The following is a 16,477-nucleotide window of genomic DNA, read 5'->3' as shown; positions in this document are numbered from 1 at the left end:
AAGAGAGTGAAAGTTATTTTGATATATCATCAACAAAAAACTGACTGCTATTATGAGCAGTCAGCTTTTTTTCATTATTTTACATAATTTTCTTTAACAACCGTTGCACAACGCTCACATAATGTTTCATGTTCTGCATCTTTACCAATTGTTTCTGAAACAACCCAACAACGTTCACACGTCTCACCTGTCGCCTGTGCTACAACTACAGCTGTATGCTCATACTTTGGTGCATCTGTTGGTGCTTCTTCAATTGTACCACCAAGTTTATACTCAGAGACGATGAATAATTGCTTTAAGTCTTCGCTAATAGACTCTAACATAGCCTTCATTTCTGCAGTCGGATATAGCGTAATGCTCGCATTTAATGACTTACCAATTACTTTCTCATTACGAGCTACTTCTAACGCTTTTAAAACGTCATCACGTAATGTCATAAATGCATCCCATTTTGCTCTTAACGCTTCTGAACCCTCTACTTCTGTAGCTTCTGGCATATTAGTTAACTGTACGCTTTCTTCTTCTGCACCAGGAACATATGGCCATACTTCATCAGCTGTATGAGGTAAGATTGGCGTTACAAGTTTCGTTAATGCAACAAGAACATCATATAATACAGTTTGAATTGCACGACGATCCGCGTGATCTGCACCTTCAATATATAAAATGTCTTTTGCAAAGTCTAAGTAGAATGAACTTAGATCAATTGTACAGAAGTTGTGAATTGCATGATATACAGCAGCAAAGTCATATGTTTCATATGCATCTTTTACTTTTGTAATTAAGTCATTTAACTTCACTAACATGTAACGATCTACTTCACGAAGTTCAGCTACCGCTACTGTATTTTCACTTGGATTAAAATCATCTAAGTTTCCTAATAAGAAACGGAATGTGTTACGGATTTTACGATACACTTCTGCTACTTGTTTTAAAATATCATCTGAAATACGTACATCAGATTGATAGTCAACAGAAGATACCCATAAGCGTAAAATGTCTCCGCCTAATTGATCCATAATTTTCTTCGGTACGACGATGTTTCCAATCGACTTACTCATTTTACGTCCGTCACCATCTAGTACGAAACCATGGCTTAGTACGCCTTTATACGGAGCTTTACCAGTTACAGCAACTGCTGTTGATAATGAAGAGTTAAACCAACCACGATACTGGTCAGATCCTTCTAAATATAAATCAGCTGGACGTTGTAAGTCTTCGCGCTCTTCTAATACCGCTTGGTGAGAAGAACCTGAATCGAACCATACATCCATGATGTCTGTTTCTTTACGGAATTCACCATTTGGGCTACCTGTATGTGTAAATCCTTCTGGTAATAAATCTTTCGCTTCACGCTCGAACCATACGTTAGAACCGTGCTCACGGAATAAATCTGCTACATGATTAATTGTTTCATCTGTAATAATTGGATCACCATTTTCTGCATAGAATACAGGAATTGGCACACCCCATGCACGCTGACGAGAAATACACCAGTCACCACGGTCACGAACCATATTATGAAGACGAGTTTCTCCCCATGCTGGTACCCATTTTGTTTCCGCAACAGCTTCTAATAATTCTTTACGGAACGCTTCAATAGATGCAAACCACTGCGCTGTCGCACGGAAAATAATTGGTTTTTTCGTTCTCCAATCATGTGGGTATGAATGCGTAATGAATGTTAGTTTCAGTAACGCGCCTACTTCTTCTAATTTTTCCGTAATTGGCTTGTTAGCTTTATCATAGAATAAGCCTTCAAATCCAGGTGCTTCATTTGTTAATACACCTTTATCATCAACTGGGCAAAGTACTTCTAAGCCATACTTTTTACCAACAACGAAGTCATCTTCCCCGTGTCCTGGTGCTGTATGAACACAACCTGTACCTGCATCTGTTGTTACGTGCTCTCCTAGCATAACTAATGAGTCACGATCGTAGAATGGATGTTTTGCAACTGTATACTCAAGTTCGCTACCTTTTACCGTTTTCACAACTTCAGCATTTTCCCACTCTAACGTTTTTGCAACTGTCTCAAATAGTTCAGAAGCGATGATATATTTCTCATCATTTACTTTCACAATAGCATATTCAAGTTCTGGGTGAACAGAAATACCTAAGTTTGCAGGTAACGTCCAAGGCGTTGTTGTCCAAATAATGTATTTCTCATCACCTTCTAATACGTTCTTTCCATCTTTTACAGGGAATGCTACGTAAATAGATGCTGATTTTTTATCTTGATATTCAATTTCAGCTTCTGCTAAAGCTGATTCACTTGTTGGAGACCAGTAAACTGGTTTTTGTCCTTTATAGATATAACCTTTTTTCGCCATGTCACCAAACACTTTAATTTGTTGTGCTTCATAAGCTGGCTCTAAAGTAATATATGGATTATCCCAATCTGCACGTACACCTAAACGCTTAAATTGTTCACGTTGACGTTCTACTTGCTCATATGCATACTCTGCACATAACTTACGGAACTCAGCAACTGTCATTTCTTTACGCTTTACACCTTTATTTGTTAAAGCTTGCTCAATTGGTAAACCGTGTGTATCCCAACCTGGTACATATGGTGCACAGTATCCAGTCATTGATTTAAAACGAACAATAAAGTCTTTTAACACTTTATTTAGTGCGTGTCCCATATGGATGTCACCATTTGCATATGGAGGTCCATCATGTAGTACAAATAAAGGACGGCCTTTCGTATGTTCTTGTACCTTTTCATAAATATTCATTTCAGCCCATTTTCCTTGCATTGCAGGCTCACGTTTCGGTAAATTCCCACGCATCGGGAATTCTGTTTTTGGCATTAGTAATGTATTTTTGTACTCCATGCTCAATTCCTCCTTAAATATATAAACGACAGACCTTAAAAAAGGGAATAAAAAAGAGACCTCTCATCCCCAAAAAGGGACGAGAAAGTCTCCCGCGGTACCACCCTAGTAGACCATATACAAATGCATAAGGTCCTCTTTATATTCTTAACGCGAATATACGCCTACGCTTACTAAATTTGTTCAGCGCGGAACTCCAGGGTGATATTCCCATTATCTCCTTATCCTGAGCTTACACCATCCTCAGTTCGCTATATAAGGTATGAAAAAGGTACTTATCCCTATCTTCGTTTTTCTTAATAAATATGCTGTTTAAAATTATATGTAATAATGAGAAAAACGTCAAGCTTACACTGTTTCTTCTTTTTTCAACAGTTCGTCCACTTCGTCTTCTAATTCAATTAGTTTATCCCAATCATCGTTGTTTAACATTTCAAGTTGTGTTTCTAATAACATACGGAAACGAGTTCGGAATACTTTCGCTTGTTTCTTCAACTCTTCAATATCAAAAGCAACTTTTCTTGATTTCACTAACGCTTCATTAATGATACGATCTGCATTTTTTTCTGCTTCACGTACAATTAATTTTGCTTCTTTTTGTGCATTACGCTTCACTTCTTCAGCAGCTTCTTGTGCGACAATGATAGATTTGTTCAGCGTATCTTCAATATTAGAAAAATGATCTAACTTTCCTTCTAATTGTGCAACCTTTTCTTCTAAAGCTTTTTTCTCACGAATGACTAATTCATAATCTTTGATGATTTGATCAAGAAACTCATTTACTTGATCTTCATCGTAGCCACGAAATCCGCGACCAAATTCTTTGTTATGAATATCTAATGGTGTTAACGGCACAACGCCACCTCCAAGTAGTTATCTAAATTTCCTCTTTCAATTATATCTTTTCTTCGACAAAATAAGAGAATTTCCTTCTAAAAAACCAATCATTTTAGTATACCATACAAAACTCTCCATTTGTCGCGCTTCGTTTTACCTTCTACAGAAAATAATTTACTTCGTCCATACCCTCTAACCGAGAAAACATCCCCTGGAAAACATTCATACGAAGTTTGCTCTACTGTTTTCCAATTGACTTTTACTAAGCCACCTTTTATAAGAGGCTGTACCTTCTGCCTAGATATATGTAGCATTTCAGCTAATAAAACATCTAGACGAAGTGACGAAACAGTCCCAGATTTTTCTCCCCATTTTTCACCTACACGCAAAATTTTCTCTACTTGTATAGGAGAGAGTGTGACTTTCATTTTCCCTATTGATTGTAAGTTCATTTCAATATACGATACAACTTCTTTGGCAACTGCAATTTGGGCACGGTCTTCTTGAAGCAAAATATCACCACATTTTTCCCTTGTTAAACCAAGCGACATGAATGCACCTAATATTTGCCTATGTTCTAGCGTAAAAAACTTGGAAGGATAGTCAATTTCTAATACTTCTACTTGAAATTCCTCTTCATTTAATTCTAGATAATCTGGATAAATTAGTGCTCTTTTCCGTTCGGCTTCAGGCATCGCACCATCAAACCGTACAGCTACATCTCCTTGCCCTATTACCATAGAAACAATTTGTTGCTGTCTTGGATCAAGAAAATCTGTTAACTTGACTTGATGGTACTCAGCAGCCTGTTTCCACTCTAATACTTTATCCACAAAGACCTCTTCATCAGGTCTAAAATGCTCATAGATGCTCATGTATTTAACCTCACACTATAAAAAATAGTTGAATAAACTCACTAAACCACCTCTAGCAAGTTTCAAGGCAACAATAGCAACAAGTGGAGAAATATCAATCATACCAAATGGTGGAATAAACCTTCTAAACGGCTCTAAATACGGTTCGCAAATACGCGCAAGAAAATCTCCAAAAGCTGATTCCTTTGCGCCAGGAAACCATGATAGGAGAATGTAAATAATTAGTGCCCACGAGTAAATCTCGATAGCAGTAAGTAACACTGTTAAAACTGTTGTCATGGCGTATTACCACCTCTTTATATTTGTCTCTTCTTCTTCACCGAATAACTCTGAAATCGCACCAACGATATCAACATTTTCAGGTGTACACATAAATGTTTTCGGGCCTATTTTTTGAATATCCCCGCCTATAGCGTATACAGTACCACTTAAAAAGTCAACGATACGTACAGCTTGATCTGTAGACATTCTTTGCAAATTAATTACAACAGCTCGTCTACCTTTTAAGTGATCCGAAATGCCTTGCGCTTCCGAATATGTACGTGGTTCTAGTAAAACAACTTTTGAAGATTGCTTCGCTGTTTCAATACTCACTACATTTTGCTTCGGTTGCACTTTCGCAAACGGAACATCTTGTTGTTCTGGGGGATCTTGTTGCTTTTTCATGTCTGTTTGCTCCTTTTCATAACTATATTGAGCTGCTTCTTTTTCTTCCGGTGTGTCAAAAAAGAAGTATTTTACTTTTGACCAACTCATAATAACTTTCTCCTTCCTCCTACGCTTTTCCTACTAAAACCGTTCCCAAACGAATATATGTAGCGCCTTCCTCAATTGCAATCGTGTAATCATTTGACATTCCCATTGATAATTCTTTACATGGTGCATGTAATAATTCTAGCTCCTGCACCTCTGTTTGTAGCATGCGCAATTCCTTAAAGCAGCGACGAATCTCTTCCTCTTCTCCTGTAAACGGAGCCATTGTCATCAATCCTACCACTTCAATCTTATCCAATTCTTGCAAACTTTGAATAAAAGAAATTGTTTCTTCTATCGCCAATCCTTGCTTTGATTCTTCAGATGATGTTTTCACTTGAATAAAGCATTTAACTTTCTTATCAGCACGTTTTTGAATTTCTTTTGCAAGCGAAAGACGATCTAATGAATGTAAATAATCAATCTCATTAATGATTTCTTTTACTTTTCTCGTTTGCAATGATCCAATAAAATGCCAATTCACTTTTGAACCGAAATGCTCGTATTTTTGTAAGAAACCTTCATTTCTATTTTCACCTAAATCAATAATTCCTGTTTCAATTACTTCGCTTGTTTTTTCAATCCCTACAGTTTTTGTAACTGCAACGAGCTTAATATCTTTCATCGAACGTCCAGCTCGTACACAAGATTCTTTAATTACTTCGTTTACATCTGCTAAATTCCCTTGCACTGTCACTTACTTCACTCCTCCTTAAAACCTATGAAACTCAACATTCTCCCCGTCTTACCTTGATCACGACGATGAGAGAAAAATAATTGTTCTTCACAGCTTGTACAAAGAGATGACATTACAATATGTTCTTCTTTTATGCCTGCTTGTACACATAATATACGATTAACTTCTTTTAAATTAATTGCATACTGACCATCAGAAATTACTTTATGAGGAACAGATCCGTTTACTACTTGCTGTGCTGCTGTTAATACACGATCATCAACAACATAACAACATGATCCGATTGCAGGACCAATTGCGACATGAATTTCATCACTTGAAACACCTTCTGCATTCCACTTTTGAATCATTTCTTTCGCAATCTCTGTTACAGTCCCTTTCCACCCAGCATGCGCAAGTCCTATCATATCATGTGATGGTGCATAAAAATAGAGCGGAACACAATCAGCGTAACAAGATGTTAAGAGAACATCTTTGTTAGTCGTATAAATGCCATCCGTTTTTGGAATACCGTCTTCATATGAATAAACGCCTTTCCCTTTTTCTTGCAGTCCTACTTTCTCAACATGATGGTCATGAACTTGTTCAGAGCAAATCCATTTTTCTAATGGTTTTTGTAACTTATTCGCTAAAATGCGTCTGTTTTCATGAACATTCTCCACGATATCATTCACATGTAATCCTAAATTCATCGCATGAAAGGAGCCTGTACTTACTCCACCATCTTTTGTCGTAAATCCAACAGTAATGTTTCCAAGTTCTTTCCACGCTTGTAAATACAGTATACCGTCCGCATATTTAAATGGTTCTCTCATAAAGCGACTCCTTTTAATTAAAATAACAGAAAAAAGTATGGTACTTCCTGTCTATTTTACCATACTTTTATTTTTTCATAATGACAACAGAAAAAAAAGAGGAATTTGTAATATTCTTTATGAAATTGTCGGTGTTTGTATTGATTCTGTTACAGAATTAACATGATCTACTTTTACAAGTATGACATCTTCTCCAATTTTCATAATTTGCTCCCAAGGAATCACAAATTCTACTTCCTTCCCAAAGATTCCAAGCATTCGTGCCTGCTTAGAAATAATAACCGCCCTAATCTTTCCTGTGTCTATATCAATATCAATATCTCCAATATTCCCAAGCCTCTTTCCATCTGAAACATTTACAACATCCTTCATTTGAAACTCCGAAATCCGTATCATATTCATCCTCTCCCTTATATCATGAATCGTAAGTACGCTCTCAAATAAAGTGAAACCTTAATCAGTGGGATTATCCCCATCCCTACTGATTATTAACCCATGCCAATCGGACTTTTACGGGCAGTCCCGCTTCCATCTAACTTTTTACTTCAGCCTAATTTCGAAGCGGATAAACAGTATATAACCGCTACTAATAGAACATCCATTTTATTTTCATTATATGAACCTACCCAATCTACTATGAGCGCAAAATATTATATATAAAAAAGACCTCACCATAACTGGTGAGGACCTTATCCTTGAATCGTCTTATTCATTTGCTTAATAGCAGACTTCTCCAAACGTGATACTTGCGCTTGAGAAATCCCAATTTCTTCGGCAACTTCCATCTGTGTCTTTCCTTGAAAGAAACGTTTTCGAATAATCATTTTTTCACGATCATTTAAACGCTTCATTCCTTCTTTCAACGCCAGTTCTTCAACCCACTGCTCGTCCTTTTGTTTTTCATCCTTTAATTGATCCATAACAAAGATAGGATCTCCTCCATCGTTATAAATCGGTTCAAATAATGAAACCGGATCTTGAATCGCATCTAGTGCAAAAACAATCTCTTCATGTGTCACTTCAAGAACTTTCGCAATATCCATTGCTGTTGGTTCTTTTGAATTTTCAGCAATCAATTTTTCTCTTACTTGCAACGCTTTATACGCAATATCTCGTAATGAGCGAGATACACGAATTGGATTGTTATCACGCAAATATCTACGTATTTCTCCAATAATCATCGGCACAGCATACGTTGAAAACTTTACATTTTGGCCTAAATCAAAGTTATCAATGGATTTCATAAGTCCAATGCAACCAACTTGAAATAAATCATCAACATATTCTCCTCTGTTATTAAATCTTTGGATGACGCTCAGTACAAGACGTAAGTTTCCATTTACTAATTTCTCTCTGGCGCTTATCTCTCCACTTTGCATTTCACGAAATAATTTACGCATCTCTTCATTTTTTAGTACTGGAAGTTTAGCTGTATCAACACCGCAAATTTCTACTTTGTTTCTCGTCAAAGTGTTCCCTCCTATCGGGAGTTGCTGTACAGTGTAAAGTATTTCCTTTGAAGGGGATTTTATGCATACGGTTTTTCCATCATTTTTCACAAATATCATATTTCCTAATGCACAAAAAAAGAATAAGACCAGTCTAGATACCGACTGGTCTTATTCTTCACACCATTTTATTAAATTCTTTTCGTAATCTTTTTATAATTCTTTTTTCCAAACGAGAAATATAAGACTGTGAAATTCCAAGCATATCAGCCACATCTTTTTGTGTCTTCTCTTCGCCACCAGCGAGTCCAAACCGAAGCTCCATAATTTGTTTTTCACGGTCATTTAATTGATGCAATGCTTTCATTAAAAGATGACGATCTACAGTAGCTTCTAAATCTTTTGTAATAATGTCATCATCTGTACCTAAAACATCTGATAGTAACAGTTCATTTCCGTCCCAATCAATGTTAAGCGGTTCATCAAAAGAAACTTCCGAACGATTTTTATTATTTCGACGCAAATGCATTAAAATTTCATTTTCTATACAACGAGATGCATATGTTGCTAATTTAATTTTCTTTTCTGGATTAAATGTATTCACTGCCTTAATAAGACCAATTGTTCCTATACTAATCAAATCCTCAATATTGATCCCTGTATTTTCAAATTTTCTTGCTATATATACAACAAGCCTTAGGTTACGTTCAATAAGCATCGACCTCGCAGCTTGATCTCCATTTGGTAATTTATTCAAAAGAACTGCCTCTTCTTCTTTCGTTAACGGCGGTGGCAACGCTTCACTTCCACCAATATAATAAATTTCATCGGTCTTAATTCCTAATTTCAGCAATACTTTATACCAAAGGTATACCAAATAAAATTTAAATTTCACCATATTATCCCGCCTCTCATAATTAAGCAATTACCATCTTTTTCAAAATCAACATTTTCGGATGTACAATGCATTGATACTCTCCATTAGTAGATAATTGTTGTGTATTTAATCCAATCAGTACTTTGTTTACAACAACCGAACTACCTTCATGATAAACTCGCACACAATCTGGCTTAATTGCCCATAAAAATTGATTCTCTACTCCTACTGCTCGGAAAGGAATTAAACGTAGTTTCGTCGCCCATCCAGAATCATTTTCTGGTATTTGAGGAATTTCTGTTTTGGAATAAATTTGTTCTGTTAACCAAGCTGGCAAACAATGTTCTAATGATGAAATATGCATAATCATAACGGGTGTTTTCGTTAACGGGTCATAAAGTTGGTTCCCACTATCAATTAAACCTGCTAATTCTAGTTCCTCTCCAGCTAATTGAATTTCCACTTTCACGATTTGATCATAGTGTATCTTTGTGACCTCTACGCTTTCTATACGCTTTTTAGAAAAATAATAAATTACTGGAAAACCAAAAATAACAAATACCCAACTAATTGGATCACCGTAAGAAACTGATTTAGATTGAACTAATCCATTTACCATTTCGTTCGTTTGCAAAAAGTAATGCGTTCCAATTAATCCTCCACCAACCATAAAGGTTACAAAATAGAAAGTAAAAACAGTTTGTGTATAATTTCTAAATGTCGAAAACCCAAATGCTGTATACACAATAAGTAACGAGTACAATAGTTTCATAATTGGATGTGTCATCATAGAAGCAAAAGGCGTAAAGGCGAAAATAACAATAGTTGAACCTATAAATGCCCCTAACACAAGCCTCCATCTTTTGATTCTCTTTTTTAACACGGTGGCTGTTAATAAAAGTAAAAGAAAATCAATGCAGGCGTTTAACAACCAGACAATGTCGGCGTAAACAACCAAACAATTCACCTCTTTTTTTAAGTTGAGACTAGTATAATGCATATCCAATAGGAAAGTGTGTCAATTGGTGGAGGGGTTTTTTTGTTATTTTGTGATTTCTAGACATAATCTGTCGGTAAAAAATAAAAATGTATTTTTCATAGAATAATATAAATTTCTTACTTGTATACATAATAATTGAATTATATATATACAAAGTTTATCTTGCTATTTGCGGGCAGTAAGACCCTGCCTCAAAATTCAACTATAAAAAAGTACAGAAGTTAAGTGGGAGTCGGGCTAACAATCATTTTCGGATGAACACCCCCGATTAATTAAAGTTTCAATTTATCACAGCTTATGGCTTAAAAATAGGACTGGGCTCTCCATATGCAAAATAATAAAAAAAGATCTGATTAGCAGATCTTTTCCATTTAGACAACAAAAAAAAGGAGCATGAAAGCTCCTTTTCTTTTATCGTCTACGACGGTTACGTAAGAATGCTGGAATATCGATGTCATCTGAATCTGTATGACGATCATGCACAACCGGCTCTTCACGTTTCATTTCACGCTTAACTTCACGTTGTTTTGAAGGTTGAGCTACTGGTTGTTGTTGCTGTTGTGTGTGATTCGCAGTCGGACGGATAATTGGTTTTGGTGGTTGTGTCGAAGCACTATCATCAAAACCAGTTGCAATTACAGTGACAACGATATCATCTTTTAATCCTTCATTAATAACAGAACCGAAGATCATATTTACTTCTGGATCCGAAGCTGAAGCTACAATGTCTGCTGCTTCTTGTACTTCATATAAACTTAAGTTTGCGCCGCCCGTAATGTTCATAATAACACCTTGAGCTCCATCAATAGATGTTTCTAGTAATGGACTAGAAATCGCTTTTTTCGCAGCTTCAGCAGCACGATTTTCACCATTACCAGAACCGATACCCATTAAAGCAGAACCTCTATTAGACATAATTGTTTTTACATCTGCAAAGTCTAAGTTAATTAGACCTGGTGTAGCAATTAAATCAGAAATACCTTGAACACCTTGACGTAATACGTTATCTGCTTCACGGAACGCTTCTAACATTGGCGTATTTTTATCAACAATCTCTAATAAGCGATCATTTGGAATTACGATAAGTGTATCTACATTTTCTTTAAATGACGCAATACCAGATGCAGCTTGAGTTGCACGTTTACGCCCTTCAAATGTAAATGGACGTGTTACAACACCAACTGTTAACGCGCCTAGTTCTTTTGCAACTTGAGCAACAACTGGAGCTGCACCAGTTCCAGTTCCGCCGCCCATACCAGCAGTTACGAAGACCATATCCGCGCCACGAAGCGCTTCTTGAATCTGTTCTTTACTTTCTTCTGCAGCTTTTTTCCCTACTTCAGGGTTTGCGCCTGCACCAAGTCCACGCGTTAATTTTCCACCAATTTGCATTTTCGTTTCAGCTTTTGATAGATTTAATGCTTGTGCATCAGTATTCACAGCGATAAAGTCTACACCTTGTACACCGTGTTCAATCATACGGTTTACAGCGTTGTTTCCGCCACCGCCGACACCGATAACTTTTATATTCGCTAATTGATCTTGAGTAGTATCAAACTCTAACATGTCGAAATCCCCCTAGAACCTCATTTTTCGTGTCCAATTTTAATCCCATAAATAACGGAATGCACGTTTTACTTTTGACATCATGCGGTCATCATTTTGATTAGTATTGTTTTGATTACGAGTTTTTTGTTTCGCAGGTTGCTGTTGTACCGGCATTGGTGCTGGTACTGGTTCAAAATGTTCTTGCTTTTCCTGCACATTTTTCCCACGTAATTTAGCTTTTTGATAAGAATGTTTAATTAATCCAACTCCACTTGTATATTGAGGCTCACGAACACCAATATAATCAGGAGTTGCTATACGAACATTTTCATGTAAAATATCGTATGCAAGATCAAGAACACCTGGCATAGAAGCTATCCCACCAGTTAGTACATATCCAGAAGCAGCTTGCTTTACTCCTAACTTATGCACTTCATCTTGAACAAACATTAAAATTTCCTCTACACGAGCCTCTATTATATCCGATAATTCCAACTGAGAATATTGTTCTGTTTGATCGCTTCCCATAATAGGAACCGTAAACATCTCTTCTTCAGATGCTGTATCATAAAAAGCATGTCCATATTTCAGCTTAATTTGATCTGCATTTTCTGTTGAAGTTTTCAGCCCAATCGCTATATCCTTCGTTATATGATCTCCACCTAATGGCAATACGCTCGTTGCTTGCAACTCTCCATCTTTAAAAATAGATAAGGTTGTAGATCCTCCGCCCATATCAACAAGGGCTACCCCTCTATTTCTTTCATCCGAAGATAACGCAACTGTCGCTGCCGCTAAAGGTTGCAGACAAATATCAACAATTTCAAGACCTGCTTTTTCTACACAACGAAGTAGGTTATGTAGTAAAGTTCTCGAGCCTGTAATAAGTGTACCTTCCATTTCTAATCTTACACCGATCATCCCGCGTGGATCGTTAATCTCGTCAAGACCGTCTACAATGAACTGTCGAGGTACCACATCAATAAATTCACGTTCAGGAGCAATTGACACAACTTGCGCTGCATCTAGAACGCGTAAGACATCTTCATTCCCGATTTCACGATCTTCATTTGAAACAGCGACTACTCCGTGACACGGGAGCAACTGTACCTGGTTTGCATTGACACCTACTACAACTTGCTCAATGTGGATACCCACCATGCGCTCAGCTTGTTCAATTGCTTTTTTAATTGATCGAACAGTTTCATCTATATCAACTATCGATCCCTTTTTCAAACCATTTGATTTTACGTTTCCAACACCAATAATGTTTAAGCTATCATTAACCATTTCACCAATGATGACTTTAACATTGGATGTACCGATGTCAAGACTAACATATATTTCATTGCTGTTCATTCTTTGGCACCTCCTTCTTTATTTATACCATACAACTCAATATATGGAACAACAATCGCAACTTTACTATTTATAAGAAAAATATTCAACGTCTTTGTACGTTTCCCTTTTTTAACCCTATATTTTTCTTATTTTTATTTAACATTCATTTAAGAATATCGCAGTAACCTGTGAATAACTGCTCTATCTTGAAATAATTATATTTCAAGTGTAAAGATTACCGCCAAGTATAAGTCTACACTAAGATGTACTTGTAGAAAAGTGAAACTTGTACCAATCCTAGTATGAATCTAAGAAAATTTACATTTTTTTCATCAAATTAAGCATTCTTGCAAATTAGCATCCATATAAAAGAACGTTTGTTTCATTTCATACGTAATAACGCAGTAAAAACTATCATTCTATTCTTTCTTTTCTTCAGCACCTAGTTCCTTCGTATATGCACCCACTTCTAAGTCAATTAAAACCTTCTTACCAGGTTCAATTGTTTTTAAAATAAGTGGATAAGCTTCCATTCGCTTTGCGAAATTTTGAATAGTGGTGCTCACTTCATATCCTTCATTCATATATAAAGTAAGATGATCTTCATTTGCGTTCGTTGGTGTATAACGAATTTCAGAAATAGACCTTAAAATAGTTGGCGTTAATTTTTCTAGTTCTGCAATTAATTCCTTCATTTTTTCCTCTTTAAATGGTTCAAAAATTGGTGCTGCAACTGGAAGCTTTCCGTTCGGAAGTACATCGAGTGTTTTCCCATTTTCTAATAACGGTTGTAATTTCCCATCTTTGTTTATATAGCCAATTGTTAAATATTCTTCGATATGAACATCAATTTTGTTTGGGAAACGTTTTTTTACATTTACCTCTTTAATTTCTTTTCGTTTCGTTAAGTTTTCTTCTGCTTTATGTGCTGTTACTCGGAAATAACTCGTATCATATGTCACACCTGATTCCTTCATAACTTGTTCATCTGTCATATAATGATTTCCAAAGACACTTATCTTTTTTATATTACTAAGCGGAGACCGAAAATAAATTAAAAAGAGTACTAATAAAAATAAAATCGATATGTATAAAATTAACCGATGATTAACAGGTTTCTTATTTTTTTTATTTTGATTCTTTAATTTTGGTACACGATCTTGTAGTTTAATCACTTTACTATTTTTCATGTACGATCCCCCTATGTAACATAAAGAACGGCATGTTCCTCATGCCGTTCTTATCTTCTTATTATAACATAAATGATAATGAGCGGAACGAACAACCGTTATCTTCCAATTATTTCTACTTCTGTATGCATATCAACACCAAATTTATCTTTAATTGTACGCTTTACCAATGCGATTAAGTCTAATACATCTTGCGCTGAGGCCACACCAGTATTAACAATAAAATTCCCATGCATTTCAGAAATTTGAGCTCCACCTATTGTATAACCACGAAGCCCTGATTTTTCTATTAAATCTCCTGCAAAATAGGGGACTGGATTTCGAAATATACTTCCTGCACAAGGGTAATTCCAAGGCTGCGTTTCACGGCGATACTCTTTATTCTTTTGCATGCTTCTTACAATTCCCTCGCGTTCGCCTACCTCCAATTGGAATTCAGCTTCCAAAACAATACCAGGGCGTTTCATTTGCAATACAGATGTGCGATAAGAAAAGCCCATTTCGGTATTCGTCAACCAATTAATTGTTCCATTGTCAAACAAAATACGAGCTTTCGTTAATACACTCGATATGTCGGACTTATGAGCGCCTGCATTCATATACACTGCACCGCCAACACTTCCTGGAATACCACTTGCAAATTCCAGGCCCGCTAATCCCTGTCGACTAAGTAAAGTTGACAATTTAATAAGGGGATATCCAGCACCGACTCTTACTCTATGTTTTTCGACTTCTAAATGGTCTAATCCTTCTCCTAAACGAATAACCACACCTTCTATACCTTGATCAGATACGAGAAGATTTGAACCACGACCAATTGCAGTCCACCTTGTCTTGTACTTCTTTACTAACTCTAGAGTCTTCTCAATACCAGCAACATGCTTTGGTACAATTAAAATATCAGCTGGTCCGCCTATTTTCATAGTCGTGTAACGCGCTAACGGTTCATTAACTAACACGCGACCAACATTTGCTTCTAAAAGCTCTTTTACTAATTGTTCCATAGACAATCTCCCCCATATCAAGTCTCCTTATTACAGTAATATGCGGGGCGTTCACCTAATGTTATTTTTTAATAAGCTTGTTCATTACTTCATATAGCTTATTTGCTGCATCTGGAATACCAAGTTGCTTAGTAGCCAGTTTCATATTTTGTAATGTTTGTGTATCCAATAAAATCTCATCAATGTCACGAATAAGCGTTTCAGATGTTAAATCTTTTTCAAGTAGCATTTTAGCTGCTCCTTTATCAACAACTGATCGTGCATTTTTTTCTTGATGGTTATTTGTTACGTACGGACTTGGAATTAATACACTCGGCTTTCCTAACGCTGTTAATTCTGCAAGCGTTGTAGCCCCTGCCCTTGAAACAACAAGATCTACACCCGTCAGTACCTCTGGCATATTATGAATAAAAGGTTTAATAATAACATTATTCGGATTCCCTTTTTGTTTCACGGCTTCCATAACTTTATCATAATGTACTTCGCCTGTTACATATAATACTTCGTAACTTTTATTCCCAAATTGTTCAATCGCTTCTACAAAAGCATCGTTAATCGGTCTAGCCCCGCGGCTCCCACCAAAAATAAGCACGGATTTTTTAGAAAGGGATAGTCCTACCGAACGTTTTCCTTTCATTCCATTTTGGTCCATTACTTCTGATGCACGTGGATTACCTGTCATAACCACTTTTGACTGTGGAAAATGTTCTGCAGCTGCTTCAAAACAAACTGCAACTTTATCGACATAACGACTTAAAAATTTATTCGTTACACCAGGTACACTATTTTGTTCATGGACAATAGTCGGAATACCTAATTTAGCCGCAGCATATACAACTGGCCCACATACGTATCCACCCGTACCAATCACAATATCAGGGTTAAAACGACGAATATATCGTTTACTATCTTGAACACCTTTTAGGAAACGCATCACGGTTTTTACATTATCAAGAGATATTTTTCGTTTAAATCCACTTATAACAATAGATTGGAACGGAATACCCGCTTTCGGTACGATGGTACTCTCTAATCCATTCTCTGTACCAATGTATAAAAATCTTGCTTCCGGATTTAGTTTTTTTATTTCTCTAATTAAAGCAAGAGCTGGATAAATATGTCCTCCAGTACCCCCACCACTTACTAATACTCGCACTACTGATTCCTCCACTTCCCTGTTCTTATTCAATCGTATTTATTTCTATATACATATTGTATTTTCACACACACACGAAAAACCCTGTCTTTTAAA

The 16,477-nt window shown here is 36.3% G+C and carries 16 protein-coding genes and 1 other annotated feature; all 16 genes read right to left on the bottom strand.

The genetic code is table 11. The annotated features are described in order from the left end of the window. Positions 1-74: 74 nt before the first annotated feature. Positions 75-2,840, bottom strand: a complete 2,766-nt coding sequence (gene ileS2 / locus MHH66_RS07345) for an isoleucine--tRNA ligase (protein ID WP_078184355.1) — start codon at positions 2,838-2,840, stop codon at positions 75-77. A 72-nt stretch (positions 2,841-2,912) separates the two neighbouring features. Then, positions 2,913-3,137: a binding site (T-box leader), on the bottom strand. Between the two features lie 51 nt (positions 3,138-3,188). After that, entirely contained in the window at positions 3,189-3,695 is a 507-nt protein-coding gene (divIVA, locus tag MHH66_RS07340; RefSeq protein WP_001131609.1) for a septum site-determining protein DivIVA, read from the bottom strand. Between the two features lie 89 nt (positions 3,696-3,784). Then, positions 3,785-4,552, bottom strand: coding sequence for a YlmH family RNA-binding protein (locus tag MHH66_RS07335; protein WP_002033759.1), 768 nt, complete (start codon positions 4,550-4,552; stop codon positions 3,785-3,787). Positions 4,553-4,567: 15 nt separating this feature from the next. Next, positions 4,568-4,831 carry a YggT family protein gene (locus MHH66_RS07330; RefSeq protein ID WP_002014720.1) on the bottom strand — a complete coding sequence of 88 codons (264 nt, stop codon included), beginning with the start codon at positions 4,829-4,831 and terminating at the stop codon, positions 4,568-4,570. A gap of 6 nt (positions 4,832-4,837) precedes the next feature. Continuing rightward, a complete protein-coding gene (locus MHH66_RS07325; protein WP_002014721.1) occupies positions 4,838-5,308 on the bottom strand; it encodes a cell division protein SepF in 471 nt (156 codons plus the stop codon). Between the two features lie 19 nt (positions 5,309-5,327). Further along, on the bottom strand, positions 5,328-6,002 hold the full coding sequence (locus MHH66_RS07320; protein WP_002033757.1) for a YggS family pyridoxal phosphate-dependent enzyme: 675 nt from the start codon (positions 6,000-6,002) through the stop codon (positions 5,328-5,330). A 5-nt stretch (positions 6,003-6,007) separates the two neighbouring features. Then, positions 6,008-6,817, bottom strand: a complete 810-nt coding sequence (pgeF, locus tag MHH66_RS07315; RefSeq protein WP_002128855.1) for a peptidoglycan editing factor PgeF — start codon at positions 6,815-6,817, stop codon at positions 6,008-6,010. A 117-nt stretch (positions 6,818-6,934) separates the two neighbouring features. Then, positions 6,935-7,213, bottom strand: a complete 279-nt coding sequence (locus tag MHH66_RS07310) for a YlmC/YmxH family sporulation protein (protein WP_078184356.1) — start codon at positions 7,211-7,213, stop codon at positions 6,935-6,937. 293 nt (positions 7,214-7,506) lie between these two features. Then, positions 7,507-8,286 (bottom strand): RNA polymerase sporulation sigma factor SigG, encoded by a 780-nt coding sequence (sigG, locus tag MHH66_RS07305; protein ID WP_002014725.1) that lies wholly within the window; start codon positions 8,284-8,286, stop codon positions 7,507-7,509. Between the two features lie 157 nt (positions 8,287-8,443). Further along, positions 8,444-9,163: an RNA polymerase sporulation sigma factor SigE gene (gene sigE, locus MHH66_RS07300; RefSeq protein ID WP_002128857.1), complete on the bottom strand. Its 720-nt coding sequence runs from the start codon at positions 9,161-9,163 to the stop codon at positions 8,444-8,446. A gap of 19 nt (positions 9,164-9,182) precedes the next feature. Continuing rightward, positions 9,183-10,100 (bottom strand): sigma-E processing peptidase SpoIIGA, encoded by a 918-nt coding sequence (gene spoIIGA, locus MHH66_RS07295; protein WP_078184357.1) that lies wholly within the window; start codon positions 10,098-10,100, stop codon positions 9,183-9,185. Between the two features lie 453 nt (positions 10,101-10,553). Continuing rightward, a complete protein-coding gene (gene ftsZ, locus MHH66_RS07290) occupies positions 10,554-11,708 on the bottom strand; it encodes a cell division protein FtsZ (RefSeq protein ID WP_002014730.1) in 1,155 nt (384 codons plus the stop codon). A 39-nt stretch (positions 11,709-11,747) separates the two neighbouring features. After that, positions 11,748-13,049 (bottom strand): cell division protein FtsA, encoded by a 1,302-nt coding sequence (ftsA, locus tag MHH66_RS07285; RefSeq protein WP_002014731.1) that lies wholly within the window; start codon positions 13,047-13,049, stop codon positions 11,748-11,750. Between the two features lie 401 nt (positions 13,050-13,450). Continuing rightward, positions 13,451-14,221, bottom strand: coding sequence for a cell division protein DivIB (divIB, locus tag MHH66_RS07280; RefSeq protein WP_002014733.1), 771 nt, complete (start codon positions 14,219-14,221; stop codon positions 13,451-13,453). Positions 14,222-14,319: 98 nt separating this feature from the next. After that, complete coding sequence (murB, locus tag MHH66_RS07275) at positions 14,320-15,225, bottom strand: UDP-N-acetylmuramate dehydrogenase (RefSeq protein WP_078184358.1); 906 nt, start codon at positions 15,223-15,225, stop codon at positions 14,320-14,322. 61 nt (positions 15,226-15,286) lie between these two features. Next, positions 15,287-16,381, bottom strand: a complete 1,095-nt coding sequence (gene murG, locus MHH66_RS07270; protein ID WP_002088269.1) for an undecaprenyldiphospho-muramoylpentapeptide beta-N-acetylglucosaminyltransferase — start codon at positions 16,379-16,381, stop codon at positions 15,287-15,289. Positions 16,382-16,477: the final 96 nt, after the last annotated feature.

The organism is Bacillus sp. FSL H8-0492, assembly GCF_038006145.1.
In the GTDB taxonomy this organism is placed as follows: domain Bacteria; phylum Bacillota; class Bacilli; order Bacillales; family Bacillaceae_G; genus Bacillus_A; species Bacillus_A mycoides.
This window is presented reverse-complemented; position numbering and strand designations above follow the sequence as displayed.

Excerpts from the sequence above, each read along its gene's own strand:
- ileS2 (WP_078184355.1), bottom strand. The coding sequence starts at position 2,840 with ATGGAGTACAAAAATACATTACTAATGCCAAAAACAGAATTCCCGATG.
- MHH66_RS07335 (WP_002033759.1), bottom strand. The coding sequence starts at position 4,552 with ATGAGCATCTATGAGCATTTTAGACCTGATGAAGAGGTCTTTGTGGAT.
- MHH66_RS07330 (WP_002014720.1), bottom strand. The coding sequence starts at position 4,831 with ATGACAACAGTTTTAACAGTGTTACTTACTGCTATCGAGATTTACTCG.
- MHH66_RS07325 (WP_002014721.1), bottom strand. The coding sequence starts at position 5,308 with ATGAGTTGGTCAAAAGTAAAATACTTCTTTTTTGACACACCGGAAGAA.
- pgeF (WP_002128855.1), bottom strand. The coding sequence starts at position 6,817 with ATGAGAGAACCATTTAAATATGCGGACGGTATACTGTATTTACAAGCG.
- MHH66_RS07310 (WP_078184356.1), bottom strand. The coding sequence starts at position 7,213 with ATGATACGGATTTCGGAGTTTCAAATGAAGGATGTTGTAAATGTTTCA.
- sigE (WP_002128857.1), bottom strand. The coding sequence starts at position 9,163 with ATGGTGAAATTTAAATTTTATTTGGTATACCTTTGGTATAAAGTATTG.
- ftsZ (WP_002014730.1), bottom strand. The coding sequence starts at position 11,708 with ATGTTAGAGTTTGATACTACTCAAGATCAATTAGCGAATATAAAAGTT.
- ftsA (WP_002014731.1), bottom strand. The coding sequence starts at position 13,049 with ATGAACAGCAATGAAATATATGTTAGTCTTGACATCGGTACATCCAAT.
- divIB (WP_002014733.1), bottom strand. The coding sequence starts at position 14,221 with ATGAAAAATAGTAAAGTGATTAAACTACAAGATCGTGTACCAAAATTA.
- murB (WP_078184358.1), bottom strand. The coding sequence starts at position 15,225 with ATGGAACAATTAGTAAAAGAGCTTTTAGAAGCAAATGTTGGTCGCGTG.